Source organism: Rhodoplanes sp. (assembly GCF_013377085.1).
GTDB lineage: Bacteria > Pseudomonadota > Alphaproteobacteria > Rhizobiales > Xanthobacteraceae > Rhodoplanes.
In genome coordinates this window covers 139,797-151,364 of record NZ_JACAAX010000008.1, presented here as the reverse complement: position 1 = coordinate 151,364, position 11,568 = coordinate 139,797, and the positions used below count along the sequence as shown (strand labels likewise).

The window sequence follows — 11,568 nt, the reverse complement described above, 5'->3', positions numbered from 1 at the left end:
CTCCTCAAGCTTCTCGCTCAAACGCGATAGCCCTGCCCTGGAGGGGGGAGGTCGGCGCGCAAAGCGCGCCGGGTGGGGGTAACAGCACCTCCGGTGTGCGCGACTTCACCCCACCCCGACGCGCTTCGCGCGTCGACCCTCCCCCTCCAGGGGAGGGTGAAGGTGCCTTCGTCTGCCGCACACCCTTGAGTCCGCGAAGTTTCTGCGGCACACCGGCGCCGTGACCGTCAATCGACGGTCGGTCGGAGCTTTTCGGTGACCGTCCTTTCCCCCATCCGTCTCGGCGTCAACATCGACCACGTCGCCACGCTGCGCAATGCGCGCGGCGGCCGGCATCCCGACCCGCTGCGGGCCGCCCAAGTCGCCGTCGCGTCCGGCGCCGACGGCATCACGGCGCATCTGCGCGAGGATCGCCGCCACATCCGCGACGCCGACATGGAGCGGCTACGCGGGCACCTGACCGTGCCGCTCAACATGGAGATGGCGGCGACCCGCGAGATGGTGGAGATCGCGCTGCGGTTGAAGCCGCATGCCACCTGCCTGGTGCCGGAACGGCGCGAGGAGCGCACCACCGAAGGTGGGCTCGATGTCGCCGGCCAGCGCGACGAGCTGGCGCCGGCGGTTCGCGCGCTCGGTGCCGCCGGCATCCGTGTTTCCATGTTCATCGCGCCCGAGCCGATTCAGCTCGACGCCGCCGTCGCGGTCGGCGCGGCGGTGGTCGAGCTGCACACCGGCGCCTGGTGCGACGCCGTGGCGGCGGGCGACCGTGTCGCCGCAGCGTCCGAGTTCGGCCGCATCGTGCAGGCGGCGCGCGGCGCCCGCGAGCGCGGCCTCGAGGTGCATGCCGGCCACGGCCTCGACCCGCTCACAGCCGAGACGATCGCGGCGCTGCCCGAGGTGGTCGAGCTGAACATCGGCCATTGGCTGGTCGCCGAGGCGGTGTTCGACGGGCTCGACGGGACGATCAGGCGCATGCTGGCCGCGATGCGGCGGGGCCGTGCCAAGGCGGTGGCGCCGTGATCATCGGCATCGGCACCGACATCGCCGACATCAGGCGAATCGAGCGGACCCTCGAGCGCCACGGCGAACGCTTCGTCGCGCGGGTGTTCACGCCGGTCGAGCGGGCGCTGGCCGAGCGCCGCAAGAACCGGGCGGCGACCTATGCCAAGCGCTTCGCCGCCAAGGAGGCCTGCGCCAAGGCGCTCGGCACCGGCTTTCGCCGCGGCGTCTTCTTCCGCGACCTCGGGGTGGTGAACCTGCCGTCCGGCCAGCCGACCCTGCGACTCACCGGCGGGGCGCTGGCGCGCCTCGAAGCCCTCACGCCGGCGGGCTGCGACGCCCGCATCGACCTCGCTTTGACGGACGAATGGCCGTTGGCGCAGGCTTTTGTGGTGATCTCGGCGGTACCGCGATCCGCCGGGGACGGGCCGCCCGCCTGAATTGCGCCATCGGCGGCGAGCAGCTAGAACTCAGGCACCACCGAGCCGGGTTCATCGTCGCACGCCTCCCGTTCGGGCCTGCAGCGGTGGGTGAATCGCCGAAAGACCCCCGTCCAGTCCCGGTCGAGGTCCGCTGCCTCGACAAGACGGCGATGGACTGAAGGCGAACAACGAGAGGCCAATGAGCGTGTACGACAGCCAAGAGAAGCGGCAGGAGAAGAAGAAGGAAGGCGGGCTTCTCGAAACGGCCCGGGTCATATTCCATGCCCTGATCATCGCTTTGGTCATCCGGACCTTCCTGTTTCAGCCGTTCAACATTCCGTCCGGCTCGATGATGGCGACGCTCCTCATCGGGGACTACCTGTTCGTCTCCAAGTACAGCTACGGTTACAGCCGCTATTCCTTTCCGCTGTCGCTGCCGCTGTTCAACGGGCGCATCGTGGGCTCGGAGCCCGAGCGTGGCGACGTGGTCGTCTTCCGCCTGCCGAAGGACGACTCGACCGACTACATCAAGCGGGTGATCGGCCTGCCGGGCGACCGCATCCAGATGATCGGCGGCCTGCTGCACATCAACGGCCAGCCGGTGAAGCGCGAGCGCGTCGGCGACTATGTCGAGGAGGAGGGCGGCCGCACCGTGCGGGTGCGCCGTTGGCGCGAGACTCTGCCGAACAACGTCAGCTACGAGACGCTGGACCTGCAGGACAACGGCTTCCTCGACAACACGCAGGTCTACGAGGTGCCGGCCGGGCACTTCTTCATGATGGGCGACAACCGCGACAACTCGACCGACAGCCGGGTGCTCAGCCAGGTCGGCTACGTGCCGTTCGACAACATCATCGGCCGCGCCCAGATCATCTTCTTCTCGGTGGGCGACGGCGTTCCGGCGTGGCACGTCTGGACGTGGCCCTGGGCGGTGCGATGGGGACGGTTGCTGACACTGGTCAGATGAGCCCGAAGATCAAGGGCCGGCGCGAGCTCGAGACCCGGATCGGGTACGCGTTCGCCGACAAGACGCTCTTGGAAACGGCCCTGACCCACATCTCGGCGCTGTCCGGCAAGAGCCGCATGGGCAGCTATCAGCGCCTCGAATTTTTGGGCGACCACGTGCTCGGCCTGGTCGTCTCGGCGATGCTGTACACGACCTTCCCCAAGGCCGAGGAGGGCGAGCTGTCGCGTCGCCTCGCCGACCTGGTCCGCCGCGAGACCTGCGCCGACGTCGCGCGCTGCCTCGATCTCGGCGCCGCCATCAAGCTCGGCGTGTCGGAGGCCAATGCCGGCGGGCGGCGGCGCACCGCGATCCTGGCCGACGTCTGCGAGGCGCTGATCGGCGCCGTGTTCGTCGACGGCGGCTATCCGGCGGCGACCGCCATGATCGAGCATCTGTGGGGCGAGCGGATGCGCAAGCCGAAGCGGCCGCTGCGCGATTCGAAGACCGTCCTGCAGGAATGGGCGCAGGGGCGCGGGCTGCCGACGCCGCACTACCGCGAGGTCGAGCGCACCGGCCCGCATCACGACCCGGAATTCCGCGTCGTCGTCGAGCTGCCCGATCTGTCCTCCGCCGAAGGCGTCGGGCGCTCCAAGCGCGCCGCCGAGCAGGCTGCCGCGGCGGCCTTTCTGGGCCGCGAGGGCGTTGTGACCGCGGCCGTCCCGGCCGAGACCGAGGGCTGAGCGCGACGGCCTTCCGCGATGGCCGTGGCGATGCCCGACACCGATCCGAATCGAGATCCGATGACCGAGATGGACGACACCACGCCAGCCCCCGCGCCGGCGGACCAAAAGACCCGCTGCGGCTTCGTCGCCGTGATCGGCGCCCCCAATGTGGGCAAGTCGACGCTGGTCAACGCCCTGGTCGGCAGCAAGGTGACGATCGTCAGCCCCAAGGTGCAGACCACCCGCACGCTGGTGCGCGGCATCGCCGTGTTCGGCGCAGCGCAACTGATCTTCGTCGACACGCCCGGCATCTTCCTGCCGCGCCGGCGGCTCGAGCGCGCCATGGTGACGACCGCGTGGTCCGGCACCAAGGACGCCGATCTCGCCGTGCTGGTGATCGACGCCAAGCGCGGCCTCGACTCCGAGACGGCGGCGATCCTCGACAAGCTCGTCGAGGTGCGCCAGCCCAAGACGCTGGTGATCAACAAGGTCGACCTGGTGGCGAAGCCGGCGCTGCTCGCGCTGGCGCAGGCCGCCAACGACCGCGTCGCCTTCACGGGCACGTTCATGGTCTCGGCGATGAGCGGCGACGGCGTGCCGGATCTCGCCGCGACGCTCGGCGGACAGGTGCCGGAGGGGCCGTGGCTCTATCCCGAGGATCAGATGTCGGATGCGCCGATGCGCAGCCTCGCGGCCGAGATCACCCGGGAGAAGCTGTTCTTGAAACTGCACCAGGAGCTGCCCTACCGCTCGACGGTGGAGACCGACTCGTGGACCGAGCAGCCCGACGGTTCGGTGCGGATCGAGCAGACCATCTTCGTCGAGCGGGAGAGCCAGCGGAAGATCGTGCTCGGGAAGGGCGGCCACACCATCAAGTCGATCGGCACGGACTCGCGCGAGGAGCTGGCGAAACTCATCGACCAGAAGGTTCACCTGTTCCTGTTCGTGAAGGTGCGCGAAAACTGGTCCGACGATCCCGAGCGCTACCGCGAGATGGGGCTGGAGTTCCCGAAGGGGTGAAGCCTCCCGTGTAGGGCGCAATGAGCGCAGCGAATTGCGCCGCGCATGATCTTGCTGGCGCAATTCGCTGCGCTCATTGCGCCCTACACGGCTTCCGCGCCGACGATTCGCGGGATAAGCCAGCCCCATGCAGTGGTCCGAGGAAGGCATCGTGCTCGGCGTCCGCCGGCATGGCGAGACGAGCGCCATCGTCGAGCTGATGACCCGCGAGCGCGGCCGTCATCTCGGTCTGGTGCGGGGCGGGGCAGGGCCGCGTCTGCAGGCGGTGCTGCAGCCCGGCAACCGGGTTGCCGCGACCTGGCGGGCGCGGCTCGACGAGCATCTCGGCAACTATGCGGTCGAGGGCGTCCGGCTGCGGGCAGGCGCCCTGCTGGCGCATCCGCATGCGCTCTACGGCGTCGTCCACCTCGCCGCGCTGGCCCGGCTGTTGCCGGAGCGTGACCCGCATCCGGTCGTTCACGACATGCTGGAGGCGATTCTCGAGCTGATCGGCGAGCCGGCGCGCGCCGGCGCCCTGGTGGTGCGCTTCGAGCTGCAGCTCCTCACCGAGCTCGGCTTCGGGCTCGACCTCGACCGCTGTGCGGTGAGCGGGGTCGATGCCGATCTCGTCTATGTCTCGCCGAAATCGGGGCGGGCGGTGTCGAAAAGCGTCGGCGCGCCGTGGCATGACCGGCTGCTGCCGCTGCCGGGATTTCTCGCTGCCGATCGGAATGACATCGCCGACGACGAGCTGGCCGAAGGCTTCCGGATGACCGGCTTCTTTCTGGCCCGCCATGTCTTCGAGCCGCGCGGCCTGCCGTTGCCGGACGCGCGCGCACACTTCCTTGCCGCGGTGATGCGGGCCCGGCCGCCGGCGTGCTGCACCGCGAGCGGCTGACGCGCTGTTTCGGCGTAATATTCTCTTCGGTCAAGAATACCGAAGGTCGACCATTCGCGTATGCAGCAATAGCGCTGCAGTGCGGTGTCAAAAGATTTTAACAAGACTGTGATACCTCTGGAATCCAGGCCCCGTTTGGCCATATCCTGGCCGAAATCGGGAGAGCTGACGGAACAACGCGGCCTCCAATGTGTTGTCGGTGGGATCGGAACGTCAGAGGGTCACCATGAACTCGTTCGTTCGACGTTTTGTCATGCACTACGGCATCTATCGCCGCTATCCGCTGGCGCGCTTCGACGCACTGCGGAACGCATGGCGGATCGCCAAGGCGTAGCGCTCTACGGAAATCATTTGCCGCCGGCCAGAGGCTCTCCGAGCCCGGCCGCGGTCGCCGCGATCCTCGGCACGACCGAGCAGCGGACAACCCGTCACGGTCTTGCCGCGGCGGGTTTTGCTTTTAAGGTTTCCCGTTTCGAGGGCCTATAGAGTTCCGCCGTTCTCGAACTTCCCGCTGCGTGGAAAACCCTTCGGGGGCAGGCGGCCGGCGTCGGCGCGGTTGCCGCGCCAGTCGGCCAGCTCCTTCAGGCTCAGCGTGAAGACGCGGCCCGCCGAGTCGGTCCAGGTCAGCCCGTCGGCGCCCGCAAACGTCTTCACGTCGGAGAGCCCGCCGTCCTTGTAGCGCTGCAGCCGCACGCCGCGCCCGCGCGCCATCTCCGGGATCTGGTCGAGCGGGAAGACCAGGAGCTTGCGGTTCTCGCCGATCACGGCGACCTGATTGCCCTCGACGGTCGTCACCATCCGGGCCTCGTCGGGCAGATCGACGTTGAGCACCTGCTTGCCCTTGCGGGTGTTGGCGACGCACTCGTCCTCGCCGACCACGAAGCCGTGGCCGCTGCGGCTCGCCACCAGGAACTTGCGCCCGCCGACGAACGGGAAGACGGCGACGAGATCGGCCTCCTGCTCCATGTCGATGTAGAGGCGCACCGGCTCGCCGTGGCCGCGGCCGCCCGGCAGCTTGCCGGCCTCCAACGTGTAGAAGCGGCCGTTGGTGGCCAGCACCGTGAGCTTCGAGGTGGTCTCGGCCGGGAAGGCGAACTTGAGCCGGTCGTCCGATTTGAACTGGACGCCGGACAGATCCGTCACGGTGCCCTTGAGGGCGCGGATCCAGCCCTTGTCCGACACCACCACGGTGATCGGCTCGCGGATCACCATGGCCTCCTCGATCGCCGCTTCGTCATGCGCGGGCGCCTCGGCGAAGCCGGTGCGGCGCTTGCCGAGCTTGGTCTTCGGGCCGAAGGTGGCGCGGATCGCCTTGATCTCCTCGGCGACCTTGGCCCACTGCTTGCCGTCCGATCCGACCAGGCCCTTGAGCTCGCGCTGCTCGGCGCGCAGCGCCTTGTCCTCGCCGCGGATCTCCATCTCCTCCAGCCGGCGCAGGTTGCGCAGCCGCATGTCGAGGATGGCGGTCGCCTGGACGTCGCTGAGGCTGAAGGTCTTCATCAGGACGGGCTTGGGCTCGTCCTCCTTGCGGATGATGCGGATCACCTTGTCGAGGTTCAGGTAGGCGATCAGATACGCGCCCAGCACCTCGAGCCGGCGCTCGATGACGCCGAGCCGGTGATTGGCGCGCCGCAGCAGCACGTCGCGGCGGTGGTCGAGCCATTCGCGCAGCGCCTCGGCGAGGCCGATCACCTTGGGGATGCGGCCCTGCACCAGCACGTTCATGTTGAGCGGGATGCGCGACTCGAGATCCGTCAGCTTGAACAGCGACTCCATCAGCAGCTCGGCGTCGACCGTTTTTGCACGCGGCTCGATCACCAGCCGGAGGTCCTCGGCCGACTCGTCGCGCACGTCGCCGACCAGCGGCAGCTTCTTCTCGTTCAGGAGCTCGGCGATGCGCTCGACCAGCCGCGACTTCTGCACCAGCCACGGGATCTCGGTGATGACGACGACCCACATGCCGCGGGCGCTGTCCTCCTTCTCCCAGCGGGCCCGCACCCGGAAGCCGCCGCGGCCGGTCTCGTAGGCCTCGGCGATGGTGGCGCGTGAGTCGATGATCAGGCCGCCGGTCGGAAAATCCGGACCGGGGACGTATTTCATCAGCGCCTTGGTCTTGGCGTCGGGATGCTCGATCAGGTGCAGAGCGGCGTCGCAAAGCTCGGCGGCATTGTGCGGCGGGATCGAGGTGGCCATGCCGACCGCGATGCCCTGGGCGCCGTTGGCCAAGAGGTTGGGGAAGGCGCCGGGCAGCACCACGGGCTCCTGCTCGGAGCCGTCATAGGTCGGGCGGAAGTCGACGGCGTCCTCGTCGAGCCCGTCCAGCATCAGCCGGGCGACCTCGGTGAGGCGTGCCTCGGTGTATCGCATGGCGGCGGCGTTATCGCCGTCGATATTGCCGAAATTGCCCTGGCCGTCGACCAGGGGATAGCGTTGCGCAAAATCCTGCGCGAGCCGCACCATGGCGTCGTAGACGGACTGGTCGCCGTGCGGGTGGTACTTGCCGATGACGTCGCCGACCACGCGGGCGCATTTCTTGAACGCCGCGCCGGGGTCGAGGCGCAGCTCGCGCATGGCGTAGAGGAGGCGCCGGTGCACCGGCTTGAGGCCGTCGCGGGCGTCCGGCAGGGCCCGGTGCATGATGGTGGACAGCGCGTAGGCGAGGTAGCGTTCCTCCAGCGCATCGCGCAGCGCGACGTCGTGCACCTCGGACGGATCGGGGGGAATCAGGGTCCTGCTCATGCCCGTCCGAATAGCCCGGGGACGGAGCGCGAACAACCGCCGTGGCCGGCGGGGCGGCGGTGCCGCCGGAACGGGGGCTTGCGGGCCGCCGGGGCGCTCCGGATGAACCCAAGATGAACGAACTCTCCATAATTCTGCTGAGATCCGAGGGCTTTATGCTGTTGCGACGGCACCCCTGCCGGTCGCCCGAGACGACATTTCGGATCAGACCGCTACGGCACGACCGCGACGGAGGACCGGCTGATCAGGGCTCGCACCCCCTGTTTCGAAGGCACTGAATCGAAGACACTGAATCGATCGCGTTGACTATCCCCGAGGAACCGACCGGCGATCCCGCGGGCGAGGTACTGACCTCGCGGCCACGGGCGGGCGGTCGCGAGATGAGGAGAACGAGATGCGTGGACTGGTCTTGGCGGCGGCGCTCGCCGCAGGTGTCGGCGTCTTCGGCGCCGCCCCGGTGTCGGCCGCCCCCCTCAATGGGGCCGGCTTGGTGACGTCGGACGTCGCCGGCGTCGTGACGCAGGTGCAATGGCACGGCCCCAACCGCAGCCACTGGCGCTGGGGCAGCCGCGGCGGCGCTTGGCACGATCCGGGCCGCAGCCATTGGCGTTTTGGCAGCCGCCCGCGCTGCCACTGGCGTGGGTCCAGCGCCTGGGGCCGTTGCTGAGCGAGCCCTGATGTGATCGCCGCCTCTGGCTGAGGCGGTCGTGCCGGTCCGCGCGAGCGGGCCGGCTTTTTGCGAGGCCCCACATTCATGCTCCGTCACGTATGGACGGCGCAGAGCGCCGGACCCGGAATCCAGCCGAGACCGTCGAGGCTGTCGCGGGATTCCGGGTTCGCGGGCCTTTGGCCCGCGCCCCGGAACGACGCCCTCACCCCTTCTTGCGGCCCTTGCCGCGCAGCTCCTTGATGGCGCGGGGGATCGGCGAAAAATTCTGCTGGCTGTCGTCGTCGACGACGAAGCAGGCGTAGTGGTTCGCCTCCGGAATGCGCTTGTCGGAGGCGCAGCGGTCGAACGCGGCGAGCTCGCTGTCGCGCTGGTAGTAATAGTAGGGCGCGATCATGAAGCGCTGGGCGCCGTCGCCCCAGCCGCCGAAGCGGTCGATCTTGCCCTTCAGCTCCGGCGCCACCGCGACGATCATGTCGCGGAAGGCGTCGCCCTCGATGAAATTGTCGGGGAGCTGATCGAATGGTCCGTCGAAATAGTTGTTCACCCGCGAGTTCGCGAACGCCACGCCGACCAGGATTTTTCGTGGGCGACGGTCGTCGACGAAGAAGCCGTAGCCGGTGCGCTTGCCCAGCACGATGCGGCCTGACTTCGCCGGCACGAACTGCTCGGGTACCGGCGCGGTCTCGTCCAGGATGTAGTGGAACAGCTTCAGCCGGGCGTTGAACACCAGGAAGAATCGCAGGCCCGACTCGTCGAAGATCGGCCCGACGAACTTTTCGTCCGGCCCGAGCAGGCCATCCGGCGGCTTCACGCCGGAGAGGTCGTTGAGCTCGAACAGCACGCTCTTGCCGCGGAAGGTGACGCGGTAGAGGAACCGCTCGACCTTCTCGACCTGCACGTCGTTGGTCGCGTCGAGCGCCACGTGGATGACGTCGGTCTCCTCCCGCCAGTCGGCCAGATCCTCCGAATAGGCGAAGTGCAGCTTGCCCTGGTCGCGGTCGCTGGCATCGAGCCGGATATTGCCGTTGTAAGGCGCGCCGGCATGCAGGAAGGTGAAGTAGTAGTAGTTTTCGGTGGGATAGACCTTCACGCGGTCCGGAAGCTGTCCGAACACGGCGGCGAACACGGCGACCGGATTGTCGATGGCGAGCGTCGTCGGCCGCGCCAGCTCCTCGATATACGCTTGATTGGTGCGGATGCGCGGCATCTCTGTGTCCTCGGCCCGCACCGAAACAGCGGCCAGCAGCGTCGTCGCCAGCAGGATCGCGCCAAGAAGCGCGGCGAGCCGGGCGGATGAAAAGATCGGTCTGGACGATGACGCATGCGGGCGATCGCGCCGGATCGCGGCGGGTCGCTGTCTTGCACGGAACATGAGGGACGGTCTCCTGGCCGAGGGTCCTTCGGTGTTGTGGCACGAAAGTGCGGATTTCTTGACGGCCATCAAACCGAGTGCGGCAATCCGCGCCGACGGTTCGAACCTTCCGTGGTGGTCGTCCGACAAGACGTAAGTCCGACAAGACATTTCAGAACCAACGGAGGTGCGGACATGGCGTGGCGGATGCTGACGGTCGCGGCGCTGGGCGCAAGTGTCGCCTTTGGCGCCGCGGCAGCAGAGCCCCGAATGGCTCTGGTGATCGGAAACTCGGCCTATCAGGCCGTGGCGGAGCTCCCCAATCCGGCCAATGACGCGAAGGCCATGGCCGAGCTCCTGACGGCGGCCGGCTTCGAGGTGGCCACGGCGCCGGATCTCGGTCAGGCCGAGATGCGGCGCGCGATCGGCGACTTCGCGGCCCGCGTCGCCGAGAAGGGCCAGGACACGGTCGCCCTGGTGTTCTATGCGGGCCACGGCCTGCAGGTCGACGGCGAGAACTTTCTGGTGCCGGTCGACGCGCGGATTTCGCGTGAGGCCGACGTGCCGCTGCAGACCGTGCGGCTCGCCGACGTGATGAATGCCCTTGCCGCGGTGCCGAGCAAGACCCGCATCGTCCTGATCGACGCCTGCCGCAACAACCCGTTCTCCGAGATCAACAAGGTGGTCGGCCGCGGCCTCGCCATCGTCGACGCTCCGGCCGGCTCGATCGTCTCCTACTCGACCGCCCCGGGCTCGGAGGCCGAGGACGGGGCGGGGGCGAACAGCCCCTATACGGGCGCGCTGCTCACGGTCGCCAAGGAACCGGGCGTTCCGATCGAGCAGGCGTTCAAGCGGGTGCGCTACGCCGTCCACCAGGCGACGGCGGGCCGCCAGACCCCGTGGGAAAGCTCGTCGCTGACCACCGACTTCGCCTTTTTCCCCGGCGTGTCGACCTCGTCGGCGCCGGTCGTCGCGGCGACCGACACCAAGCCGCCGGCCGGCAAGGCCGGGGGCGGGGCAGCCGGCCAGAAGGTCGCCGCCGTCGGCGGGCCGCGCACCGCGGTGCGCTCGGTCGACTCGTGGCGCAACGAGCTCAAGGCCAAGTCGCAGTTCGAGGCCTACGAGCAGGTGATCCGCGAGGACTCGCTGGAGGCCTACCAGGCCTATCTGCAGCTCTTCTCCGCGGCGCCGTTCCAGACCCGGGTGCGTGAGATCGTCGATCGCCGCAAGGTGATGGTCGCCTGGTACACGGCCGTCACGGTAAACACGCCGGCGTCTTTCGAGCTGTTCATGACCCAGAACCCCGGCACTGACCTGTTCGGCACCGCGCAGCGGTTGTTCGGCCGGGCCAGCAACCGGCAGATCGCCATCGCGACGCCGATCCAGATCGCGGCGCCGTGCATCTGCGCTCCCCCGGTGCAGCCGACCAGGCGTGAGCTGCGCCGCACCGAGAGGAGCGAGAAGAAGAGCACCAAGACCGTGAAGCGCACCACGGTCCGCGACGACGGTCCGCCGCCGCCCCCGCCGCATGCGGGACCGTCCGGTCCGCCGATCTCGATCGGCATCGGCATCATCGGCGGCGGAATGATACCGCATGGTCCGTCGCATGGGCCGAGCGGGCCGAGCGTCGGTCCCAGCGGCCATTCGCACGGTCCGGTTGGGCCGTCCGGCGGGTCGGGAGGCTTCCAGCGCGGCTCGCCGATGGGGCTCGGGCGTTAGCGCCCACGACCGAGGCGGTCCGGCGCGTGCCGGGCCGCCCTTCGTGTGCTCGCGCAGAAGTTGAAGATGGTTCTCTAAGTATATGTAATAATTATTAATAGTT

General features: G+C 68.5%; 10 protein-coding genes. 8 read left to right on the top strand and 2 right to left on the bottom strand.

Annotated elements, in window-relative coordinates; translation table 11 throughout:
• The first annotated feature begins 255 nt into the window (after positions 1–255).
• The 6 genes from HXX10_RS08750 (at position 256) to recO (ending at position 4,986) form a co-directional block, all read left to right on the top strand.
• A complete protein-coding gene (locus HXX10_RS08750) occupies positions 256–1,020 on the top strand; it encodes a pyridoxine 5'-phosphate synthase (RefSeq protein WP_296521741.1) in 765 nt (254 codons plus the stop codon).
• On the top strand, positions 1,017–1,439 hold the full coding sequence (gene acpS / locus HXX10_RS08745; RefSeq protein ID WP_296521740.1) for a holo-ACP synthase: 423 nt from the start codon (positions 1,017–1,019) through the stop codon (positions 1,437–1,439). Before HXX10_RS08750 ends, acpS begins: the two co-directional genes overlap by 4 nt.
• A 181-nt stretch (positions 1,440–1,620) precedes the next feature.
• Positions 1,621–2,388, top strand: a complete 768-nt coding sequence (gene lepB, locus HXX10_RS08740) for a signal peptidase I (RefSeq protein ID WP_296521739.1) — start codon at positions 1,621–1,623, stop codon at positions 2,386–2,388.
• Entirely contained in the window at positions 2,385–3,107 is a 723-nt protein-coding gene (gene rnc / locus HXX10_RS08735; RefSeq protein WP_296521736.1) for a ribonuclease III, read from the top strand. The genes lepB and rnc overlap by 4 nt, the downstream gene beginning before the upstream one ends.
• A 60-nt stretch (positions 3,108–3,167) precedes the next feature.
• On the top strand, positions 3,168–4,109 hold the full coding sequence (gene era / locus HXX10_RS08730; protein WP_296521732.1) for a GTPase Era: 942 nt from the start codon (positions 3,168–3,170) through the stop codon (positions 4,107–4,109).
• A 127-nt stretch (positions 4,110–4,236) separates the two neighbouring features.
• Positions 4,237–4,986 (top strand): DNA repair protein RecO, encoded by a 750-nt coding sequence (recO, locus tag HXX10_RS08725; RefSeq protein ID WP_296521729.1) that lies wholly within the window; start codon positions 4,237–4,239, stop codon positions 4,984–4,986.
• Between the two features lie 480 nt (positions 4,987–5,466).
• Here recO and parC read toward each other — a convergent pair whose 3' ends face one another.
• Positions 5,467–7,725 (bottom strand): DNA topoisomerase IV subunit A, encoded by a 2,259-nt coding sequence (gene parC / locus HXX10_RS08720; RefSeq protein WP_296521724.1) that lies wholly within the window; start codon positions 7,723–7,725, stop codon positions 5,467–5,469.
• 394 nt (positions 7,726–8,119) lie between these two features.
• Here parC and HXX10_RS08715 point away from each other — a divergent pair, with 394 nt between their 5' ends.
• A complete protein-coding gene (locus HXX10_RS08715; RefSeq protein ID WP_296521722.1) occupies positions 8,120–8,392 on the top strand; it encodes a hypothetical protein in 273 nt (90 codons plus the stop codon).
• A gap of 205 nt (positions 8,393–8,597) precedes the next feature.
• Here the strand turns inward: HXX10_RS08715 and HXX10_RS08710 are convergent, their stop codons facing one another.
• Positions 8,598–9,767: a hypothetical protein gene (locus tag HXX10_RS08710; protein ID WP_296521719.1), complete on the bottom strand. Its 1,170-nt coding sequence runs from the start codon at positions 9,765–9,767 to the stop codon at positions 8,598–8,600.
• Between the two features lie 249 nt (positions 9,768–10,016).
• On the opposite strand from HXX10_RS08710, the gene HXX10_RS08705 reads away from it, so the two are divergent.
• On the top strand, positions 10,017–11,465 hold the full coding sequence (locus tag HXX10_RS08705) for a caspase family protein (RefSeq protein ID WP_296521717.1): 1,449 nt from the start codon (positions 10,017–10,019) through the stop codon (positions 11,463–11,465).
• Positions 11,466–11,568: the final 103 nt, after the last annotated feature.